An 18,935-nucleotide genomic window follows, 5' to 3' on the forward strand; every position below is an offset into this window, starting at 1 on the left:
AGACATGCTTAAAATCAAAAACTTAAAGCAGGTAGCGTGATCCATTTTCACGCGAGCTGCTTTAAGGCGTCACAAGAATGGCCGCCTCGCGGGCTGCGGCAATGAATGCCTTGCGCGCGAATGAAGCTGGTCGGCGTCCGCTGTTTGTATCTGTGCAGGCCTGAATGGCTGCACGGTGCTTATCGCTTCGCTTGCCGCGCCATCGTCGCAGCAGGAAGTCCAGGCAGGCGGCCGCATCGCCGATTGCCTCCTGTCCGCCGGCCGGATCAGCGATGATCGTTACCGGCTGGTCGAATTTTTCATTTGCCATCACTGCGCTTAGGCCGGGGCGCGCAACATAGCAAGCGCCTTTGTTTCCTGTGTGGCCAGTGGAACCGCTGAAAATGAGAGCCGTTGAGTATCAAGGGGTGCCTTATGGCGAACGATTACGGTCAGCCGCTTGACGAGATTGTCAAAGCGGCTGATGAAGCAGACGGGCATTACCGAGGCTCAAGCGCTTGAGCTTGTCTATCGTGTTGGCTTGAATTGGCCGTCTCTCGTTAGACAGGCGAAGGCGCTTAAAGTCGGGAAATCATAGCAGCGTCTCTCAGGGTGCGCCTGGAATTGAATGCGCGAAGCAGATGCTGAAAATTGTGATGCGGCCCGCGACAAAATTAGTCGCGCCGTTTCGTTGGCGATTCCGAGCCCTGACGCCGGTACCCTAGCCGTCCACTGCGACCTCTTCAGAGGTTCGATCGCATCGGCAATTCGGTTCCCTAATTCCTAACCCGCCCAGATCGAGCATCCCACCTTCTGCCCCGTAGCCGCGTCCCGCGTCGCTTTCGCGAACACCCGCCGCAGCCCAACCCTGTTGGCCTTCACTTCATCGCTGGCGAGGTAGGTCGGATCGCCGATCTCCCAGTGGTAGCGTGTGTTGGCCGGCGCGCGCCTCCAGGTGAATTTCGACAAGTAGGCCACCTGTCCCGGCGTGGTGTCGGCGAAACGACAGTCGATGGTCGCCGGCATCAGGCCTTTCGCGCTCATCGCATTGACGACCTTGTCGGCGTCGGCCGTCGCCAGCCATTGGTCGATGCCGCTCGTCTGGTATGCGTCTATGCCCCTCGGCTGGTGCGTCATGCACCCGGCAAGCAGCATCAGCGCGGCCATTGTTGCAATTGCCTTGCCTGCACGCTTGCTGTCTTCCCGATCGATGCCCATTGCCCGTCTCCTTGTCCGAAAGTATGGAAAGTCCCGGGCAAAAGGATGGTCCGCGCGCACCGCTTCGTATATTAGCCGTTTCACATGCTTGCGCTGTCCGGCCCTCAGGTCCTCGGCGGATCGCGGGTGGAGGCGGGCGCTGTGACCGCGCCGCCACAGAAGTTAGCCGCGTCAGCCGTTAACGGCTCCAATCCCCAAAATTAACCTTTTGTTAACCATTCGCTCGGCACCCTTTAACCATTGAGTAAGGATTCGCTTGGACGTGACCTTCGCCGCCCCTTTGCACAACAAATCGATCCGCTTTCGCGCCCGCTCATTCGTCGCTTTCACGCTGACGCCGGAGGCGCCGATCGCCGACTGGCTGGAGGGGTTGGATCACTGGATCGCCAACTCGCCTGGCTATTTCAACGGGCGCCCGGTGGTGCTGGATCTAAACGTCCTGCAGCCGGGGCCGGAGGAGATTGGAGCGCTTGTCGGCGTGCTCGGCTCGCGCGGCATACGCGTCTATGCCGTCGAGCTTGAGGGCGCCGAGCTCGGGCCTGAATTGCCGCCGTTGCTCGCCGGGGCCAAGGAGGCGACTGCCGAGGGGCTGCTGGGCCGGGCCGCACGCAAGGCGCGGGCGGAAGAGCTGGAAATGGCCGTCGCCGAGGAGCGGGCGCAGGTGGCCCAAGAAACTATCCAGGCGGCGGCGCCTGCCGAGGTTCTGCAGGCCACCGGCGATGAGCCGGTGGACCCCGAACTGGCAAGGCTGGAAGCGGTCAGGATCGAGCCGGCCCTAACCGAACCGGAAAGGCCCGGACAGGCCGAACCGGAAAAGCAAGGGCAGGGCGCGGTCCCGGCGCCTTCCGCCGGCACGCTGATGATCAAGGCGCCGATCCGCTCCGGGCAGTCGGTCTTCCATCCGCATGGCGACGTGATCGTGCTGGGCTCGGTCGCATCCGGCTCGGAGATCGTCGCCGGCGGCTCGATCCATGTCTATGGCACGCTGCGTGGCCGCGCGATCGCCGGCTCGGAAGGCAATATTTCGGCGCGCATCTTCTGCCGCAAGAACGAGGCCGAGCTGCTCGCCGTCGACGGCTGGTACACCACGGCCGAGGAGATGGAGGGCGTCTCGCGCGGCAAGGCCGTGCAAGCCTTCCTCGACAATGATGCGCTGTGCGTGGTGCCGCTCGGCTGAGTTTTGCGTCGCAAGCTTCGGACCGGTTTCGCGTGCGAGGCTGACAAAGAATCCCGCCGTGCCCGGCACGGCCAGAGAATAAAAACCGCCAATGGAGGCTGGATATATGGGCAAGGTAGTCGTGGTCACTTCGGGCAAGGGGGGCGTCGGCAAGACAACCTCGACGGCCGCGCTCGGCGCCGCCGTGGCCAAGACCGGCAAGAAGGTGGCGCTGGTCGATTTCGACGTCGGCCTGAGGAACCTCGATCTCATCATGGGCGCCGAGCGCCGCGTGGTGTTCGACCTCGTCAACGTCATCCAGGGCACGGCGAAGCTGTCGCAGGCGCTGATCCGCGACAAGCGGCTGGAGACGCTTTACCTGCTGCCGGCCTCGCAGACGCGCGACAAGGACGCGCTGACCGAGGAGGGTGTGGCCGAGGTCATCGCCCGGCTGCGTTCGGTGTTCGACTATGTCTTCTGCGACAGCCCGGCCGGCATCGAGCGCGGCGCCCAGCTCGCCATGCGCTTCGCCGACGAGGCGGTCATCGTCACCAACCCGGAAGTGTCGTCGGTGCGCGACTCCGACCGCATCATCGGCCTGCTCGACGCCCGCACCATGAAGGCGGAGCAGGGCGAGCTGGTGCAAAAACACGTGCTGGTCACCCGCTATGACGCGGCGCGCGCCTCGCGCGGCGAGATGCTGTCGATCGACGACGTGCTGGAGATACTCTCCACGCCGCTGCTCGGCATCATCCCGGAAAGCCAGGATGTGCTGCGGGCCTCCAATCTCGGCTCGCCCGTCACGCTCTCGGAACCGCTCAATGGTGCCGCAAAGGCTTACCTCGAAGCGGCAAGACGCCTGGAAGGCGAGGACCTGCCGGTGGTCGTCCCCTTCGAACGCAAAGGCTTCCTCGACCGGCTTCTCGGAAGGAGGGCCGCATGAGCATCCTCGACCTCTTCAAGCGGCGCACCAGCGCGCCGGTGGCGCGCGAGCGGCTGCAGCTGCTGCTCGCCTATGAGCGCCAGAGCCGCGGCCAGCCGGATCTCGTCTCCATCCTGCGAGAGGAGATCATGGCGGTCATCGCCAAGCATGTGCAGATCGACCAGGACTACCTCCAGGTCTCGATGGACCGCGGCGCGACGATGTCGACGCTGGAGATCGACATCCAGATCCCCAACAAAAGCGCCGCGCCGCTCGCCATGGCGGGGTAGGACTTGGGTTCCTCGCCCTCGCCAAAGGCGGGGGAGAGGTGCCCCGCGCAGCGGGGCGGAGAGGGGACCTACGACGTTGGCGGGTTTTCTCCGATTGCTTTCCAGGGCCGGCGCGTTTCCGTGACTGGCGTGACTGGTTGGCCGAAGGGTTGATTGCCACGTGGTTCCCCCAATCCGTCGCTGCTTCGCAGCGCCACCTTTCCCCCCCCTCCGGAGGGAAAGGAAGGGAGCGTTGCTGGACGAGCGTTGACGGCAAAAAGCTTGGTGCCTTTCCTCTACCCCGTCGATCGGGGGAGAGGTGTCTCGGCGAAGCCGAGACGCAGTGGGGGGTCGACCAGCGCGGCATAAGAAATGCATGCGCCAAGCTGCCATGCACGCTTGAAGCGCCGCCGTCCCGCACGCCCCTCACTCCGGCCGGTACAGCTCATCCATGCTGCGCGCCGCCAGGTCCGCGAACGGCGCCTGCTTCTTCACCCGTCCATGCTCCAGGATCACCAGATCGTCGCAGAACGAGATCGTCGAGTGGTGGTGGCTGATGACGATCGTCGTGCGGCGGCCGGCGCGCGATTTCAGCGTTTCCACGATCGCCGCTTCCGACAGCCCGTCCACCGCGTTGGTCGCCTCGTCGAGGATCAGGATGTCGGGATCGCGCACCAGCGCGCGGGCGAGCGCGATGCGCTGCCTTTGTCCGGCCGACAGGTTGACGCCGCGATAGCCGACGACCGTCTGGTAGCCTTGCGGCAGCCTCTCGATGAATTCATGCGCCTCGGCAAGCTCGGCGGCGCGCCGCGCCTGTTCCATGCTAGCCATGTCCTTGCCGTAGGTGATGTTGTCGAGAATGGTGCCGTCCACCAGTTCCAGCTCCTGGCTGGCCAGGGCGATATGCGCCCGCCATGCGACCGGGTCGATCTCGCCGAGCGCCGTGCCGTCGACGAGGATCCGGCCCTCGTCCGGGTCGACGAAGCGGCAGAGCAGGTTGACGATGGTGGTCTTGCCGGCGCCGGAGCGGCCGATCAGCGCCGTCGAGCGACCGCTTCGGATGTCGAAGCTTGCGGCATGCAGCACCGCCGCGCGCTGCTCCTCATTGGCATAGCTGAAGCTCACACCCTCGAAGGCGATTTTTTCGCTCAAGGCGGCGAAGCCTCGGCTGCCTTGCGGGGGATCCGGCTTGCCCGTTGGGTCGAGCAGCCAGTTCACCTCTTCCAGCGAGCCGGAAAGCCCCTGCAACTGGCTCCAGGTCATCTGCAGCGCTCGCACATGCGGCTGCAGCCGGTAGAGCAGGATGAGGAAGGCGGCCACCAGCGGGAAGCTCAGGCCCGCGAGCCAGGCGCCGATCACGACCGCCAGGAACAGCATGGCGTGCAGCACTTCGGTAAGCGGTCCCAGCGCGCCCTGGCGGTTGGCAAGCTGGAAGGCCGCCCGGCGCACGCTGTCCGACGCCGTCTCGAATGCCGCCTTCTCGCGCGCTTCCTGGCCGAAGATGCGGATCAGTCGGCCGGCATGCACCAGATGCAGCATCCGCGAGGCCAAGGCGCTGTTGCGCGCGGCAACGCTTCGGCTCGGCTTCCTCAGATGCGCCGACAGCGCCATATGCGCCATCTGCACCAGAGCCAGCCCGAGCATCACCAGCAGCGTCATCTGCCAGGAGAGCAGCATCAGGAAGACGAGCAGGATGAGCGCCGCCGAGGCGCTGACGATCGAGCCCAGCATCGCCTGGATGGCGTCCGACGCCCGCCAGGATTCGCTGGAGATGATGTTGAGCAGCCGCCCGGGGCTCTCCCTCAGGAAGAACGTATAGCCGACCTCGAGCAACCGCCCGGCGAGCGCGCCGCGGATCGCCTGGCTGGCCTTGCCGTAGATATGGGCGGTGAGCACCGAATTGGCGAAGGCGAGCAGGTTCTTGAGCAGGATCGAGCCGAGGATCGCGGCCGCGATGGCGATCAGCCGCTCGCGCTCGCCAAGCCCTGCGCCGACCTTCTGCAACAGGGCCGAGAAGCCCGCCATGCCGGCGGTGTCGCCATGCCCCATGATGATGCCGAGCAAAGGGATGATCAGCCCGATGCCGAACCCTTCCAGCGCCGCGCTCGCCAGCCCGAGCGCGACGACGATCGGCAGCAGGCCGAGCTGCCGGCGGCCGAGCGCCTGGCGCAGCATCGACAGTGTCGGGCGCTCGCTCATCGCGCGCCGGCCTCCGCGCTGGCCTCGGGCGTTTCCTGGGCGCACCGCGCGTGTCGCGGCGGCCGCCTGGCCAGCACCAGAAACGCGAATTTCGCCGCGCCCGCGAGGTTCATCAGAACGATGGGCCAATGCGATAGCCTGAGATCGCTATCGAACCTCGGGCCGCCGGCAAGCTCGCGCAGAGCGGCGCGTGCGGCCCAGTAGAAATGTCGCAGCAGCCAAGGCGCGTGGCCGATGTGCTTGAGGCAGAGCGCGCCGTTGCCGAAATGATAGTCGCGGTGCAGCCGGTCGATCGCTTCGCGGTCGCGCCGGCCATGATGGTGGAAGATCGTCATATCGGGCACGTACTCCACTGCCACGCCGGCAAGCATGGCACGCACCAGATAGTCCGTGTCCTCGGCCGAGCGCAACGCCCCGCCGGCGCCAAAGCGCTCGTCGAAGGGACCGATCAAGGCGGCGACCTCGCGGTGCATGGTCATATTGCAGCCCAGCACGAAGCCGCCCGGATGGACGGCGGGCGTCAGTCGCTCGCGTTTGTCGCAGCGCTTGATGGTGAAGGGCAGGTCGCGCGCGTCGCCGATCTCGACGCGGCCGCCGCGGATCAGCCATTTCTCGCCGTTCGCATAGTGCCGTTCCAGGTCGACGAGGTAGTTGCCGTCGAGCCGGCAGTCGTCGTCGACGAACACCAGCACCTGCCCGCGTGCCCGCGCCAGCCCCGCATTGCGCGCTGCCGCCAGCCCGGGCCGCGGCTCCGAGACTGCCGTCAGCGCGATGTCGGAGGTCGCGGCGGCCGCCGAAATGTACTCGGCCGTGCCATCGCACGAGCCATTGTCGACCACCACCAGTTCGGCCGCGAAGGCCGGATGCGCCCGGCAGGCGGCGCGGATCGAGTCGATGCAGGCTTGCAGCACCGCGAGGCGGTCGCGCGAGCACACAACGAAGGAGACCTGAGGCCGCTGCCCCGGCCAGGAAGGGACGGGCAGGGCGGGGCGAAGATGCCGAAGCAGCGGGTGACGCTGATCGCTCATGGCGAGGCCTCGGCGTCAAGACGTTGCAGGACGCCCGTTCTCATGCCGTCCCCGTCCTGTAGGGTGCGAGCACCGACGCCTCCGGCGCGGATTTGAAGCGGTAGGCCACCCAATCGGCGCGCTTGCCCGCCCACATCGAGGCCTGGCTCAGCCAGGGCGCCCGGACGCCGGGGCTGAGCGCATATTTCTCGCGGCGGCGGATGGCGTTCCATTTCCCCGTCAGTGTCAGCAATTCATGCGACAGCGCCGGCTGCTCCTCGTCGTTGACGAGTTGGTAGAGGAAATAGAACAGGTTCAGCGCGCCGGCCTCGAAGCCCGGCCTCGTCGTATCGGGAAGGGCGGCGATCCGCTCCTCCAGGGCACGGATGAAAGCGGCTGCCCGGGCCACGGTGTCGAAGGTGACCGTCTCGCCGATGGCGCACAGGCTCCGGCCGTCTTCCGTCAGCCCCTCGCTCTCGAGATTCTCGCCGACAATCTTGAGATGCGTGCGCCGCATCTCCTTGCCGTGCATGCTGGTCACGCTGCCGGGATGGACGCGGTAGACCAGCAGGCTCTCGGGCATCAGCGCCGCCGGATAGCGCTCGGCCAGCCGCCGGAAGAGGTCGAAATCCTCGGCATGCCGATAGAGCTGGTCGTAGTGGAGATCGACCTCGGCGATGACCTTGCGGTTGTAGACCACTGTCGGGTGCATGAAGATGGTGAAGAATTTCGACAGCACGGGCAGACCGAGGCGGAACACCGGATCGAGCCGGCCCGGGGCGATGCGGCCGTGCAGCAGCGTATCCACGAGCGCGCCGCAGAAGCCGAGCTCCGGCCGCGCCGCAAACAGCGCCGCCTGACGCGACAGCCGCCAGGGATAGGCGAAGTCATCGGCGTCCATGCGCGCGACGAGCTCGCCCTGCGCGACCGCCAGTCCCTCGTTGAGGCTGGCGACGAGGCCGCGGTTCTCGCGTGAGATGATGGAAACGCGGCTGTCGTCCCTGCGGCAACGTTCGAGGATCTCCAGCGACCTGTCGGTCGATCCGTCGTCGATGGCGATAAGTTCGATCCGGTCGTAGTCCTGCCGCAGGATCGACTGCATCGCGGCGGCCACGTAGGGCTCGGCATTGTAGACCGGCAAAAGCACGGAGATGAGGGGCGCTGCGGTCATGGTCGGCCCCGGTCCGTCGGCCGCAGGTCGAGTGCCGGGGCGGTGCCGAACCCGCGCGTCTCGCTCGCGCCGCGCCGACGCGAGGGCGCGACATAGGGAAAATAGCGCTTGAGACCGTTGAGTGGCTTTTCGAAGAACACCCAGGAGAGCGAGGCGACGACCAGCGTGGCGGTGCCCGCGACAATGAACCGCCCCGGCCCCTGCTCCGAGACGTCGACCGGGATCCATGACTGTGCCCTGACGGTCAAGGCGAGAAGGATCGAATGATAGAGGTATACGCCGTAGCTGATGCGGCCAAGCGCTAGCAGCGGGGGGAACTCGGCCAGCCGGCCCAGCGGGCCGCGCAGGCCGTTCGAGCACGCGGCGACGATAGCCAGCATCGGTACCAGCGGCAGCACCTGCACCAGCGTCCAGCGTGGCCACTCCCAGGCGGAATTCGCTGGCCCAGGATCGGACCAGACGACGAACAGGAACATCGCGGCCAAGACCGGCCAGCCGAGCCGCATCCACTTCGGCGCATCCGCGCCCCTGGCGCGGCGGACGGCAAGCAGCGCGCCGCAGCCAAGCGCATCCATCGAGGCCGGCGGCAGCAGGTCGCGAGCGAGCGCTGGGTTGGCGGCGATCGGCCAGTAGAACCGGTAGGCGAGCGAGAAGGCGATGACGGCGATGGTGATCGCCTCGAGGCGCTTGCGCGGCGCCAGAAGCACGATCAGCGGCCAGACCAGGTAGAACTGCTCCTCGATGCTCAGGCTCCAGAAATGGCAGAGCAGCCAGGGCGTCCAGTCATTATGCCGCGCATACCAGAAATTCGAGAGGTAGAGCGCGTGCCAGGCGAGCGAGGGCCTGGATTGCTCCGAGGCGAGCCACACGAGCCCCAGCACCGCGAAATAGGGCGGGAATATCCGGATCATGCGTCTGGCATAGAAGGAACGCAGCGCCGGCCCGACCTCGAACAGGGAGGCATCGCGCGCCTCCAGCAAAAGCCGGGTGATCAGGAAGCCGGAGAGTACGAAGAACAGCCTGACCCCGAGATGGCCGACGAAGGACGAGCCGCCGGCGGCGAGGAGATGCGAGTAGAGCACCAGCGTCACAGCAATGGCCCGCAATGCGTCCAACTGTATGTCGCGCGCGTTCGCCATCGGCGGCTTCCGCTGCGCATCGTGCGGGACGCTGTCGCTGCGGCTCAGCGGAATGCCCATCGGGGTCAACGTAACGGCATCCTTCACTGCATAACCGTCAAGGGTTTCTCGCGGTCCATATTGCAGCGCAACACAAAATGCTTATGGCTTTGAAATAAATATGTGATGGATGGAGGCGGGGATAATATTTGCCAGGTGAAAATATTCGCTGAGATGCCCAATGGTCCCATATGTTTATGGGCAGTTGGTCTGATTTTTTGAAAAGCACTTATCGCTGATGGTGTTGATAAATTGGTCGGCAACCAGAGCGAGAGCGTTGGAAATATCAAAACTGTCGGCTTTGTACCTCGCAAATCTATTCGAGGATCCGCGAAAAGAATCTTGAATTTCAAAGCTTTGTGCGCTGCAGCGGACGGATGCCTTGTCCCACTATCCGTCCGCTCGTGCCTCACGACAGCGCGACCGCCAGGCTTTATCTCCCGCGACACGCGGGCAAGGGGATGGAGAGAAAGTGACGTCGACGCCAATTGCAAAACCGGAGACCCCTGTCGGCGCCATGCCGGTGCTTGGCCTGCTCGGCGCAATGCTCTCCGTGCAGGTCGGCGCCGCCTTTGCCAAGGGGCTGTTCCCGGTTCTAGGCCCGGAAGGCACGACCATGCTGAGGCTCGCCATCGGCGCGCTGATGCTGGCGGCGGCGCTGAGGCCCTGGAAGGTGCTGCCGTCGCGCCGGAACCTACCCTGGCTCGCCGCCTACGGCATCACCGTCTGCGCCATGAACATGTTGTTCTATGCCGCGCTCCAGCGCATTCCGCTCGGCGTTTGCGTGGCGCTCGAGTTCACCGGGCCGCTGTTCGTCGCCACGCTCGGTTCCAGGCGCCTGCTCGACCTTGTCTGGGTGGCGCTGGCCGTCGTCGGCATCGTGCTTTTGTCGCCTTTTGCCGGCATCAGTCGCGGGCTCGATCCGATAGGCGTGGCGCTCGCGCTGGCGGCGGGCGCCTGCTGGGGGCTCTACATCATCTTCGCGCAGAAGGCCGGCGCCGAGCTCGGCGTGCGCACCTCCGCCTATGGCATGGCGATCGCCGCGGTGCTGGCGCTGCCTTTCGGCTTCAGCGCCGCTCAGCCCTATCTCGCCGACCCGCACATTATGGCGGGCGCCGCCGTGGTCGGCCTGTTTTCAAGCGCTCTGCCCTTCTATCTGGAAATGCTGGTGCTGGCCCGCATGCCGGCCAAGGTCTACGGCATGCTGGTATGCCTGGAGCCGGCGGGCGGCGCGCTGACCGGCTTCTTGTTCCTGCATGAGAAGCTCAACCTTGTGCAGTGCACAGGCATCGCCGCAGTCATTGCCGCCGCCTTCGGCACGGCGGTTGCGGCACGGCGGCCGGTGGCTTTGCCGGCCTGAATCCATCTTCCGAACCCGGTGGTTCCAGGAAATTGGCGAACGGTCAGGCCCGGCGCCTTGCCGTGGCCTTCCGTCCGGAACTGCTTGAAAACAAGAGGTGCGGTGTTTCGCCGTTTCCTCGAGGCCTCGCAATGCCGTGGTCGCTAAGGGATTGGTCGGCTTTGGAAAAACACCGCTGCGGTGGCAACGTCCGACCGCATCCGGTGGTTGAAATAAGACTTAGGTCCTATAACAGAATTGCAATAGGTCCGAGTGGACAAGACAAGGGTCGTGGGCCACTTCCTTATGCCTTGCTGATTGGGGATGCTTATCATGCGACATTGCCGGTGGGGTAGTTCGGCCGACGGGCTGAAGGGCTGGCATGGGGAGAACGGAATGCGCGCATCGCGCGTGGGCTGCAGGCTAGTCTTGCCGGCGCTGGTTGCGTTGGCGCTTGTCGTCACGCCTTTCAGTCTCTCCATCGATGGTCTCGTTGTGACTAAGGCCTATGCCGGCAAAGGCGGCGGTGGCGGTGGTAATGGCGGCGGTGGTGGTGGAAACGGGAACGGCGGCGGCAACAGCGGGAGCGGTGGCGGGAATAGCGCCGGCAACGGCGGAAATGGCAACAGCGGTAACGGCAATAGCGGCAACGGCAACAATAGCAAGAGCAACAACGGCGCGAGCGGCGCCAGTGCGACAAGTACCGGGGATGTCGATAGCCATGTGAACGCCGCTACCGGCGACAAGGTCGAGGCCACCAGCAACAGCATCCAGGTCACGCACCGCAATGGAATGAAGGAGACGATCGAGAACGGCCGGTTCAGGATGGAAGACAAGTACGGACGCACCATCGTCGACCGCATGGCTACCATGGTCGATCTCAATCGCCTGAAGAATTTGTGAGACAGAGTTTGTGAGAGCGAGGTTTTATCCGGATTAGATCTTAAGGGACCGAAGGTCAGCGCTGCAAAATCAGGTTGCCACCTTTTGCTTCGTCTCTACGGTCCTGATCGTCTTGCGGTAGAACCTGGCTACTCACCTTACCCCCGCCTTCGTGCGGGGGTAATTTTTTGCGCGGCAAAGCTTAGCCGCTGCGACATTGGTCAGCGATGGCGCCGGAAATGGTCCGACGGGCCGGGGCAGGGGTCGTGGGCCGCTTTCGTCGCCCCGTCGGATGTGAATTCCTGCCCGGGTCAGGACAACGGTTCCGCCTTGGCTGCGCCGTGAGCGGAACTTCGGCCATGCCGAGGTGGAATCGGAATGTAGAGAAGATATGCGAAACCGCCCCTTCAGCAGGCTTGCTTGGCTCGGGCTGCGTGTGCTTGGCGCGCTGGCGCTGACCTTTGCGCCATGGCACGTCACCTTTGATGGCGCGCCGAGGATTGCCGCCGCCACGGCCGATGCCGGCAACGGCAACAGCGGCGGCAACGGCAGTGGCGGCAATTCGGGTTCCGCCGGCGGCTCGAATTCCGGCAATGGCGGCAACAGTGGAAACAGCAATGCCGGCGGCAATTCCGGCAACAGCAATGCCGGCGGCGGCAACCCTAATGCCGGGCCGGGCAACAACAGCGGCAAGGGCAATACCGATCCCGGCGGCAAGAACAGCTACACCAACGCCGCGACCGGCGACACGTTGTCCATCGATGGCGACAAGATCACCGTCGTTCATCGCAACGGCATGAAGGAGCAAGTCCAGAACGGCCGTTTCGAGATGACGGACGCGCAAGGCCGCACCATCATCGAGCGGCAGGCGACGGAGGAGGATCTGTCGCGCCTGCTGAATCTGTGAAGGGATCAGAACTGGGGAACTGACGAACTGGGGAATTGAAGAATGAACCTCGTTCCTCAGTTCCTCAATTCTTCAGTTCCCCAATTCCCCAATTCCCCAGTTCCCCTCAATTCCTTTCCCTCGCCTCGTGCATCAGCAGCGCCGCCTCGGTGCGGTTGCGCACGTTGAGCTTGGCCAGCACCCTGGTCATGTGATGCTTGACCGTCTTCTCCTGCAGCGACAGCCGGGCGGCCACCTCCTTGTTGCTCAGCCCCTCCGCCACCAGTTTCAGGATCTCGGCCTCGCGTCCAGTGAGTTGGCTGAGCGGGTCGGGCTTGCTTCCGGTGGGCTGCAAAAGGTCGGAAAGCAGCCTGGCCGAGAGGCTCGGCGATACGTAGCTCTGGCCGTTCGCGACGTCGCGCAGGATCTCGGCCAACGCCTTGGAGCCGACGCCTTTCAGCACATAGCCGCGTGCGCCGGCCTTCAGCGCCTGGGCGACGTCGGCATTGGTCTCCGAAACCGTCAGCATGACGATCTTCTGCTCGGGCATCGCTGAAAGGATGCCAGCGAGTGCGTTGAGGCCGCCGCCCGGCATGCTGATGTCGAGCAGGAGAATATCGGGCGTACTGGCGCGCGCCAGCCTTTCGGCGTCCTCGGCGCTGGCGCCTTCCCCGACAAGTTCGAAGCCGCCGATCTCGCTGAGGCTGCGCGCCACGCCCTCGCGAAACAGGGGGTGGTCGTCGACTATTGCAATGCGGATGGATGTGCTCACGGTTGCTCCTCGACAGACAAGCTGATCACCAGTCTTGTTCCTCCCGGACCGGACAGCGTCTCGAACTGTCCGCCGATGCTTTCGATGCGTTCCCTGAGGCCCGCAAGCCCAAGGCCCTCGCTTCTGGCCGGGTCGAAGCCGGGGCCGGTGTCCAGCACCTCGACCAGGAGTTTGCCGCCCTTCGTCGTGGCCTTGACCTGCTGGCCCTTGCCCTTGCCGTGGCGGTAGGCGTTGTTCAGGCCTTCCTGCACGAAGCGGTAGATGCTGATCTTTTCCGAGGTGCCGAGTTCCGGCAAGCGCTCAGGCAGAGTTAGCAACACATTGGTGCTGGTGCGGCGCTCATGCTCGCTCACCGCCAGCCGCAGGATGTCGGTCACGGCCTGCGTCTCGATCTGCGGCAGCACCAGCCCGTTGCAGATGCCGCGTATCTCGCGCATTGCTTCGCCGAGCGTCTTGTGTATGCCGGCGATTTCCGCCTCGCGCAGCGTGCTCGACGTGGCCGGATCGACCAGCACCGGGCTGTCCATCCTGAGCGCGGCGAGCGCTACCAGCTGCGCCGGTCCGTCATGCAGGTCGGCGCCGATACGCCGCAGATACCGCTCGTTGATGGCGGTAGCGCGGCGCGAGGCGCGCTGCACGCGCTGGCGCAGCGACGAGTTCTGCGCCAGCGCGGCCTGCAATTCGGAAACCTTGGCCTCGAGCGCTGCCTGCTGCGTGACGATGGTGCGGCTGCCGCGGAAAACGATGCCGGAGAGCAGCGCCAGCGCCGCCGCCGTGGCGGCCGCCACCACCAGCCAGCTCCACCACAGCGCCGAGTGGAGCGATTCCTCGAAGTCGCCGGACAATTCGTAGAACTCGGTCACCGCCACGACCTCGCCTGACCAAGGCTCGCGCACCGGGTTGTAGATTTCCAGCAGCGGGGCGCCCATCGACCGCTCCTTGTCGTCTTCCTGGTCCTCGAGCCTGTTGTATTTGACCATGACATTGCCCGCGAAAGCGGCGATGAGATTCGCGTTGGGCGTGATCTGCCTGCCGATGAGGCTGGCATCCTTCGAATAGAGGATCGTGCCGTCGCGCCGCCACAGCTTGAACGACACCAGCCTTTTCCCAAGCGCACCTTGGCCGAGCGTCTCGTCCAGCGCCCGCTTGACGGTGTCGTCGAGCTCCTGGCTCTTGCGCATGTCAGGCAGCAGCGGCGCGATCACGCTGTCGACATAGAGCGCGGTGGTCGCGGCGGCATTGTGCATGACGCCGTCACGGATCTGCGACGTGACCCACAGTCCAACCACGAGCATCACGGCCAGAAGGCCGATGCCACCCGCGATCACGAACTGCCAGGCCAGCGAAAGCCTGCTCCAGATTCGCGCAAGTCGCTTCAAATATCTCCCGAACATCGGCCCTGTTCACCCACCCGCTTGCAAGATTATAGGCGAGGGAAGGCAATTGCGACACCGACCTTGGTCCGTGCCGATGGGGGAAGGTTAATGGCGGGCGGCTTGCGCGCTCGCCAACGGGCAGGCGCTTGGCTTCGCAAGCGGCGAGGGTGGCGCTCCCGAGCGGCAAAAGCCCGCGTCATTCCTCTTGGCGGAGAAGACGCGGGCCGGCTGCCACCTGAAATTACAAATGGTTTTTGCGATGCCAACACAACCACCAATCGAGCTCCGGGTCCATACCAAAAGACGTATAACTTGCAATACAGCGCCACGCCGCCGATGCCTCGGCCCGAGACGGTGTTCTTATCGGCCGTTGTCGGTGCAGACATATAGCGGCGGACCTGCCGGATGGACGGCTTGCAAACCCTGTTCGCATCGGCAGGTCAGGCCCGGCAGAAGACGCGGACGCGGCGGCAAAATTTGCCCCCAAAAGAAGTCAGGACCAGGATGTTGATGGGTCGAACAGCCACCGCATATACATGGGTATGCATGATGAGCTTCACCCGGTTCTTGGCAACGTTATGGACGCCGGCACAAAAAAGCAAAAAAGAAACCAGCGGCTGTCGGTTTTTGAGCTCGAGGCTCTGCGGGAAGCTTTCAGGCAGTCCGTTCGCGACAACGACGTTGGGGAAGCGGAATGGGCGCAGCACGCCGAGCTTTTCGTCAAAAGAGCGCTTCAAAAAGGCAGCCGTCTAACGCAGGCTTGAACGGCCGGGCGTAGAGCAATTCCAGGAAAAGTATGAGCGGATAGGTTCGGCGTCTTCGCCGTAGCCTTCCGTCCGGAACTGCGGCATCACGCTTCCAGCCGGTCGGACCATTGCGCCGGCGCATAGGACCTCAGCGACAATTGCGGGCGCAACGGGAAACGGACACGTTATCCCTGCGCCGGCTCTCCCCCCAAGGAAACCCAATGGCCGGCGCTTTAGCCCGGCTTGTCTGTCAAAGAGCCGTACTCTTTTACCGCCAAGGCAAGCCGGGCTACCCCAACCGCCGATTCGGTTGGCCGTCGCTCGATGCTGCTTGAGAGACGGCGCAAATTAAACAAATACGCGTGCGGTACGGGCATTGTAGCGCGCAAAAATCCTGGCGCGTCACCTCAAACAGGGGGCGCGTTATTATGGAGCATCCGATCCTTCACTTTCGACGGAACGAAAGGCAGGGCAAGCGCGTTTTCCGCCGCTATGTCGAGGATACTTGACCGACACAAGGCCGAAAGGCCTTCTCAGGTTACCGAGGCCGAGCGTCTGGCACGCGTGCAAAAGAATGCCAGGCTGAAGCAGCTTCGCACCCACGCTTCGTGGCTGGTGCTCGATCCGCAGGCTCACTTTCAGGAGGAGATCGACTGTTCGGCGTTGCTCGGCGACATGTCGATCCGAAAGGTCGTCCGCGATGGCTGAACCCTTGCTGCTTTCAGCCTCAGGCCGCCTTCAGCCCGGTATCCTCGCGCGATATTTCGACCAGCCGCGCGATCGCCCATGGCGCCATCAGCGCAAAGAACGCCGTGACATCGAGAAAGCTCGACCGCGCAAGGTCGAACCCGCTGTGGTCGTAGCAGACTGCGAACTCCATCACGCCTGATCCCTTGTTGACCCCACCCATTGCGCATGTCGTTTCACGCGCTCGACGAGCATGATCCTGATTTGCAACAAATACAAGTGGACGCTAATTTAGAGGTGCATATCTATTGATGTGCTCCTCAGATATGCGAGGCCACGCTGGCTGAAGCATCTAAGCCTTGGGCCAGAACAGCCGGGCGAGCGCCAGCGCCGCCAGCACCCAAAGCGTGATGATGAAGGCGAGCCCGGCCTTGCTCACCGGCTTCTCGCGCCGCATGGCCTCTTCGCGGAATTCCTGCATCAGATCGGAGGGGACCAACTTGACCGCGAGCATGATGCCGACAGGCACGATCAGCAGGTCGTCCAGGTAGCCGATGATCGGGATGAAATCCGGGATAAGATCGATGGGGCTCAGCGCATAGGCAGCGACGGCGCCCGCGGCGGCTTTTGCATACCAGGGCACACGCGGATCGCGGGCTGCAATCCAGAGCGCAACCACATCGCGCTTGATCTTGCGCGCCCGCCGCTTTGCCGCATCAAGGATAGACATGCCGCTTATATATGGATGCTTGGGTCGTCAGGCCATTGAGCTGTCGATGGCTCGGCCTCTCAGGCGCAATCCTTCAACTCGACCACCTCGACGCCGAGGCGGAAGGCCTGGCCATCGGCATAGGAGCGCGCATATTGCTCGGCTTCGAATGGAAAGATGAGCGTCGTGCCGTAGGCGGTAACGCGCACCGTCCACTTCTGGCCCCTGACGAGTTCAACGCCGTGAAGCTTCGCCGTAACCATCTCACCCTCCTCAGATCCGGCACTCCAGCGACATCCGCATAACGTCGCTAAAGTCATTTGAATACAAATAATCCGACTTAATCGTGTCGTTACGGTGTCGATTCCGACATTGGGTCGTTTGCGTCCGTGAAATGGTTCACCGAGAGCGGCGCTTTTTTGCGGCCGGCCCGCAAGCGGACGGGATGGCTCGCCTGGAACCGCGACGGCCCAGGCGGGTTAGGTTCATGATTCACATGGTTCACAAGGAGATCGCCATGATCCGTAAGCTGAAATCCGGCGAATACAGGCTCTATTCGCGCAAAACCGATCCGAGAACCGGCAAGCGCCGCAATCTGGGCACCTTCAAGTCGCGCGAAGCTGCGGAAAAGCACGAACGCGAAGTGCAATATTTCAAGCGCCATTAGGCGCTTGAATTTGCCAGAACGCGAAGGGCGCGAGGGGAAGGGCCGATATCCCTGTTTACCCATGCGGTGTCGGCGGGGTGCGCGGGCGAGGGTGGCCAGGCACGTTAGAGCCGATATGATCGAGGTCACAACGCCGCGTCACCATCTCGACCGACTTGGTGTCGACGGTCACCCGTCCCAGCACCTGCACGGTCGTGCGTCCGAGATCCTCATCGATATGCACGACGTCACCCTCGAGTCTGAGCTTGTCACCCGCCTTGGCATTGGGCTCGACCATCGAATATTTATGGCTGTCGCCGTCGAGCCTCAGCGTCACGCGGTCGCCGGTGCGTTTGACCACCGTGGCGATGACAGCCACCCTGTCGCCTATCTCCACTGCCGGCCGTGTCATCTCGGGCTCCTTTCCGCTCCGTGCGGCATCTCATCCGACGGAGCCGGCTGGCGCCACGCCGAGTGCCGGCAGCCGCTGAAATAAACGGCAAAACAAGCATTTGGTTGCCGCCGACTGCCTACAGTCGCGGGCGGCCGATCACATGAAGCCGGGATTTCGCGGCAGATATTGCGTCCAGTCGCCAAAGCCGGGCGATGCCATCAACAGCATCGGGAAGGTGATGCGCATGCCTTGATCGACCGCAAGGCCGAGCGCGCTCTGGCATGTGCCCGGCAGGAAGGCCGATACCTTTTCTGCCGAGCGATCCGCCGCTACCAGCAACGCCGTTGCAAAGGCATCCCGAAGGATATCGGGCCGCGTCACCGCCAGGGGGCCGATATGCCCGCTCGCGCTGAGGTAGCCGTAGCCGACAGCATCGCTGCCGGCGAGGAAGAAGACGCCTGTCGTCGAAGGATCGGCGCGCAGGTAGCGATGATGTTTCTCTCGCGAGACACCCAGGGCGCGGACGTCGATCTCGACCAGTTTTTTCATCGTCGCGGCGCTACCGTCCATTTCGACGGCGCGCAATCGCGGCTGAGGCAATGCCTTGGTCACGCGTTCGCGCGCGGCGCTGAGAAGGTAGATCGGCGTTTTGGGAAACAAGCCGTGCCGCATGTAAAGTCCCTGCGACACACGATTGAAGGTGAACGTGATAAGCGCCTTGTGGGCTGCGCCTGATCTGCGGGCATGCTCCATAGTCCGTTCCAGCAGCGTGTTTCCGATGCCGTGGCCTTGTCGGCCAGGATCGACGAACAACTGGGCGAGGAACCAGATATCGCCGCACGCCCAGCTCCAGGCGAAGCCCACAATGTCCCCGCCGGCTTCCGCCACCCACAGGCCGCCAGGGTCGTCCTCGAGCGAAAACAGCTGGAAGTTGGGAGGGCTCGTCGCCGCCATCGGGCCAAAGCCGTGCCGAACGGTAAGCTCGTTGATGCTGTCGACCACCAGCGCATCGGTCGCGGCCAGGTCATCGGCGCGAGCAGGTCTGTAAGCGAGCGACATTGAACAACCCCAACCACAGAGCGCGAGCCGCAACGCCGATCATATCAGCTATCCATGCTTGCCGTCTCGGACACAGTCAGCGGTATCATCATGGGTACCGGAGGCCACGTTGCCCCCCGGCGTTGCCCGCTGCCCGTCAGGCCGCCCGTGATAGTGCGTTTCACCGTTTCACGGAACCGGTGAACGCCCTATCTCTTTGTTTTTACGCAATTCCGGACGGGAGGCTACGGCGAAGTCGCCGAGCCCGACCGATTACACTTTTCCTGGAATTGCTCTAGCGACAGAGCAGGGGCCACGCTGCCGACGGCGTGAGCCGGCCGACACTTGCCATTGCGGGCGA

The 18,935-nt window shown here is 63.9% G+C and carries 22 protein-coding genes; 8 read left to right on the forward strand and 14 right to left on the reverse strand.

The features are described from left to right. Window positions 1-61: 61 nt before the first annotated feature. Together RFM52_RS08685 and RFM52_RS08690 are read right to left on the reverse strand one after the other, a co-directional pair. Entirely contained in the window at window positions 62-310 is a 249-nt protein-coding gene (locus RFM52_RS08685) for a DUF982 domain-containing protein (RefSeq protein ID WP_320296187.1), read from the reverse strand. Between the two features lie 452 nt (window positions 311-762). Beyond that, a complete protein-coding gene (locus RFM52_RS08690; protein WP_320296186.1) occupies window positions 763-1,197 on the reverse strand; it encodes a hypothetical protein in 435 nt (144 codons plus the stop codon). A 262-nt stretch (window positions 1,198-1,459) separates the two neighbouring features. Here RFM52_RS08690 and minC point away from each other — a divergent pair, with 262 nt between their 5' ends. From minC to minE, 3 genes are all read left to right on the forward strand, one after another. Next, a complete protein-coding gene (minC, locus tag RFM52_RS08695; protein ID WP_320296185.1) occupies window positions 1,460-2,374 on the forward strand; it encodes a septum site-determining protein MinC in 915 nt (304 codons plus the stop codon). 106 nt (window positions 2,375-2,480) lie between these two features. Beyond that, a complete protein-coding gene (minD, locus tag RFM52_RS08700; protein ID WP_042638294.1) occupies window positions 2,481-3,296 on the forward strand; it encodes a septum site-determining protein MinD in 816 nt (271 codons plus the stop codon). Beyond that, window positions 3,293-3,565 carry a cell division topological specificity factor MinE gene (gene minE, locus RFM52_RS08705; RefSeq protein ID WP_042638296.1) on the forward strand — a complete coding sequence of 91 codons (273 nt, stop codon included), beginning with the start codon at window positions 3,293-3,295 and terminating at the stop codon, window positions 3,563-3,565. The genes minD and minE overlap by 4 nt, the downstream gene beginning before the upstream one ends. Before the next feature lie 405 nt (window positions 3,566-3,970). Here the strand turns inward: minE and RFM52_RS08710 are convergent, their stop codons facing one another. Genes RFM52_RS08710 through RFM52_RS08725 form a run of 4 tightly spaced genes read right to left on the reverse strand, consistent with a single transcriptional unit; the run spans window position 3,971 to window position 9,060 of the window. Next, entirely contained in the window at window positions 3,971-5,743 is a 1,773-nt protein-coding gene (locus RFM52_RS08710) for an ABC transporter ATP-binding protein (protein WP_320296184.1), read from the reverse strand. Further along, window positions 5,740-6,771 (reverse strand): glycosyltransferase family 2 protein, encoded by a 1,032-nt coding sequence (locus tag RFM52_RS08715; RefSeq protein WP_320296183.1) that lies wholly within the window; start codon window positions 6,769-6,771, stop codon window positions 5,740-5,742. The genes RFM52_RS08710 and RFM52_RS08715 overlap by 4 nt, the downstream gene beginning before the upstream one ends. A 40-nt stretch (window positions 6,772-6,811) precedes the next feature. Further along, a complete protein-coding gene (locus RFM52_RS08720) occupies window positions 6,812-7,921 on the reverse strand; it encodes a glycosyltransferase family 2 protein (RefSeq protein WP_320296182.1) in 1,110 nt (369 codons plus the stop codon). Continuing rightward, a complete protein-coding gene (locus RFM52_RS08725; RefSeq protein WP_320296181.1) occupies window positions 7,918-9,060 on the reverse strand; it encodes an acyltransferase family protein in 1,143 nt (380 codons plus the stop codon). The genes RFM52_RS08720 and RFM52_RS08725 overlap by 4 nt, the downstream gene beginning before the upstream one ends. 511 nt (window positions 9,061-9,571) lie before the next feature. Between RFM52_RS08725 and RFM52_RS08730 the strand changes: the two genes are divergently transcribed. The 3 genes from RFM52_RS08730 (at window position 9,572) to RFM52_RS08740 (ending at window position 12,227) form a co-directional block, all read left to right on the forward strand. Beyond that, complete coding sequence (locus tag RFM52_RS08730; protein ID WP_320296180.1) at window positions 9,572-10,459, forward strand: EamA family transporter; 888 nt, start codon at window positions 9,572-9,574, stop codon at window positions 10,457-10,459. 375 nt (window positions 10,460-10,834) lie between these two features. Further along, window positions 10,835-11,341 carry a hypothetical protein gene (locus RFM52_RS08735; protein ID WP_320296179.1) on the forward strand — a complete coding sequence of 169 codons (507 nt, stop codon included), beginning with the start codon at window positions 10,835-10,837 and terminating at the stop codon, window positions 11,339-11,341. Between the two features lie 370 nt (window positions 11,342-11,711). Next, window positions 11,712-12,227, forward strand: coding sequence for a hypothetical protein (locus tag RFM52_RS08740; RefSeq protein ID WP_320296178.1), 516 nt, complete (start codon window positions 11,712-11,714; stop codon window positions 12,225-12,227). A 106-nt stretch (window positions 12,228-12,333) separates the two neighbouring features. On the opposite strand, the gene RFM52_RS08745 is transcribed toward RFM52_RS08740, so the two are convergent. The 3 genes from RFM52_RS08745 to RFM52_RS08755 form a co-directional block, all read right to left on the reverse strand. Next, window positions 12,334-12,978 (reverse strand): response regulator transcription factor, encoded by a 645-nt coding sequence (locus RFM52_RS08745; RefSeq protein ID WP_320296177.1) that lies wholly within the window; start codon window positions 12,976-12,978, stop codon window positions 12,334-12,336. Next, window positions 12,975-14,372, reverse strand: a complete 1,398-nt coding sequence (locus RFM52_RS08750; protein ID WP_320296176.1) for a sensor histidine kinase — start codon at window positions 14,370-14,372, stop codon at window positions 12,975-12,977. The genes RFM52_RS08745 and RFM52_RS08750 overlap by 4 nt, the downstream gene beginning before the upstream one ends. 422 nt (window positions 14,373-14,794) lie before the next feature. Then, the gene (locus tag RFM52_RS08755) at window positions 14,795-15,091 is read right to left on the reverse strand and encodes a hypothetical protein (RefSeq protein WP_320296175.1); all 297 of its coding nucleotides are present in this window, start codon (window positions 15,089-15,091) and stop codon (window positions 14,795-14,797) included. A gap of 333 nt (window positions 15,092-15,424) precedes the next feature. On the opposite strand from RFM52_RS08755, the gene RFM52_RS08760 reads away from it, so the two are divergent. Continuing rightward, a complete protein-coding gene (locus tag RFM52_RS08760; protein ID WP_320296174.1) occupies window positions 15,425-15,808 on the forward strand; it encodes a hypothetical protein in 384 nt (127 codons plus the stop codon). A 19-nt stretch (window positions 15,809-15,827) separates the two neighbouring features. Here the strand turns inward: RFM52_RS08760 and RFM52_RS08765 are convergent, their stop codons facing one another. The 3 genes from RFM52_RS08765 to RFM52_RS08775 all read right to left on the reverse strand — a co-directional run bounded on the left by RFM52_RS08765 (window position 15,828) and on the right by RFM52_RS08775 (window position 16,759). Then, window positions 15,828-16,010 (reverse strand): hypothetical protein, encoded by a 183-nt coding sequence (locus RFM52_RS08765; protein WP_320296173.1) that lies wholly within the window; start codon window positions 16,008-16,010, stop codon window positions 15,828-15,830. Window positions 16,011-16,139: 129 nt separating this feature from the next. After that, complete coding sequence (locus RFM52_RS08770; RefSeq protein ID WP_320296172.1) at window positions 16,140-16,517, reverse strand: YkvA family protein; 378 nt, start codon at window positions 16,515-16,517, stop codon at window positions 16,140-16,142. 59 nt (window positions 16,518-16,576) lie between these two features. Continuing rightward, window positions 16,577-16,759, reverse strand: coding sequence for a hypothetical protein (locus RFM52_RS08775; protein WP_036258067.1), 183 nt, complete (start codon window positions 16,757-16,759; stop codon window positions 16,577-16,579). Between the two features lie 254 nt (window positions 16,760-17,013). Here RFM52_RS08775 and RFM52_RS08780 point away from each other — a divergent pair, with 254 nt between their 5' ends. After that, window positions 17,014-17,163, forward strand: coding sequence for a hypothetical protein (locus RFM52_RS08780; protein WP_140831573.1), 150 nt, complete (start codon window positions 17,014-17,016; stop codon window positions 17,161-17,163). Window positions 17,164-17,218: 55 nt separating this feature from the next. Here RFM52_RS08780 and RFM52_RS08785 read toward each other — a convergent pair whose 3' ends face one another. Together RFM52_RS08785 and RFM52_RS08790 are read right to left on the reverse strand one after the other, a co-directional pair. Continuing rightward, the gene (locus RFM52_RS08785; protein WP_320296171.1) at window positions 17,219-17,554 is read right to left on the reverse strand and encodes a hypothetical protein; all 336 of its coding nucleotides are present in this window, start codon (window positions 17,552-17,554) and stop codon (window positions 17,219-17,221) included. Window positions 17,555-17,692: 138 nt separating this feature from the next. Then, window positions 17,693-18,595 carry a GNAT family N-acetyltransferase gene (locus RFM52_RS08790; protein WP_320327840.1) on the reverse strand — a complete coding sequence of 301 codons (903 nt, stop codon included), beginning with the start codon at window positions 18,593-18,595 and terminating at the stop codon, window positions 17,693-17,695. Between the last annotated feature and the right edge of the window lie 340 nt (window positions 18,596-18,935).

It is taken from the genome of Mesorhizobium humile (assembly GCF_033977215.1).
In the GTDB taxonomy this organism is placed as follows: Bacteria; Pseudomonadota; Alphaproteobacteria; order Rhizobiales; family Rhizobiaceae; genus Mesorhizobium; species Mesorhizobium humile.

Bases quoted from the DNA above. Each gene is read 5' to 3' on its own strand.
- RFM52_RS08685 (WP_320296187.1), bottom strand. From the start codon at position 310: ATGGCAAATGAAAAATTCGACCAGCCGGTAACGATCATCGCTGATCCG.
- RFM52_RS08690 (WP_320296186.1), bottom strand. From the start codon at position 1,197: ATGGGCATCGATCGGGAAGACAGCAAGCGTGCAGGCAAGGCAATTGCA.
- minD (WP_042638294.1), top strand. From the start codon at position 2,481: ATGGGCAAGGTAGTCGTGGTCACTTCGGGCAAGGGGGGCGTCGGCAAG.
- minE (WP_042638296.1), top strand. From the start codon at position 3,293: ATGAGCATCCTCGACCTCTTCAAGCGGCGCACCAGCGCGCCGGTGGCG.
- RFM52_RS08710 (WP_320296184.1), bottom strand. From the start codon at position 5,743: ATGAGCGAGCGCCCGACACTGTCGATGCTGCGCCAGGCGCTCGGCCGC.
- RFM52_RS08715 (WP_320296183.1), bottom strand. From the start codon at position 6,771: ATGAGCGATCAGCGTCACCCGCTGCTTCGGCATCTTCGCCCCGCCCTG.
- RFM52_RS08720 (WP_320296182.1), bottom strand. From the start codon at position 7,921: ATGACCGCAGCGCCCCTCATCTCCGTGCTTTTGCCGGTCTACAATGCC.
- RFM52_RS08725 (WP_320296181.1), bottom strand. From the start codon at position 9,060: ATGGCGAACGCGCGCGACATACAGTTGGACGCATTGCGGGCCATTGCT.
- RFM52_RS08735 (WP_320296179.1), top strand. From the start codon at position 10,835: ATGCGCGCATCGCGCGTGGGCTGCAGGCTAGTCTTGCCGGCGCTGGTT.
- RFM52_RS08740 (WP_320296178.1), top strand. From the start codon at position 11,712: ATGCGAAACCGCCCCTTCAGCAGGCTTGCTTGGCTCGGGCTGCGTGTG.
- RFM52_RS08750 (WP_320296176.1), bottom strand. From the start codon at position 14,372: ATGTTCGGGAGATATTTGAAGCGACTTGCGCGAATCTGGAGCAGGCTT.
- RFM52_RS08760 (WP_320296174.1), top strand. From the start codon at position 15,425: ATGCTGCTTGAGAGACGGCGCAAATTAAACAAATACGCGTGCGGTACG.
- RFM52_RS08765 (WP_320296173.1), bottom strand. From the start codon at position 16,010: ATGGGTGGGGTCAACAAGGGATCAGGCGTGATGGAGTTCGCAGTCTGC.
- RFM52_RS08770 (WP_320296172.1), bottom strand. From the start codon at position 16,517: ATGTCTATCCTTGATGCGGCAAAGCGGCGGGCGCGCAAGATCAAGCGC.
- RFM52_RS08775 (WP_036258067.1), bottom strand. From the start codon at position 16,759: ATGGTTACGGCGAAGCTTCACGGCGTTGAACTCGTCAGGGGCCAGAAG.
- RFM52_RS08780 (WP_140831573.1), top strand. From the start codon at position 17,014: ATGATCCGTAAGCTGAAATCCGGCGAATACAGGCTCTATTCGCGCAAA.
- RFM52_RS08785 (WP_320296171.1), bottom strand. From the start codon at position 17,554: ATGACACGGCCGGCAGTGGAGATAGGCGACAGGGTGGCTGTCATCGCC.
- RFM52_RS08790 (WP_320327840.1), bottom strand. From the start codon at position 18,595: ATGTCGCTCGCTTACAGACCTGCTCGCGCCGATGACCTGGCCGCGACC.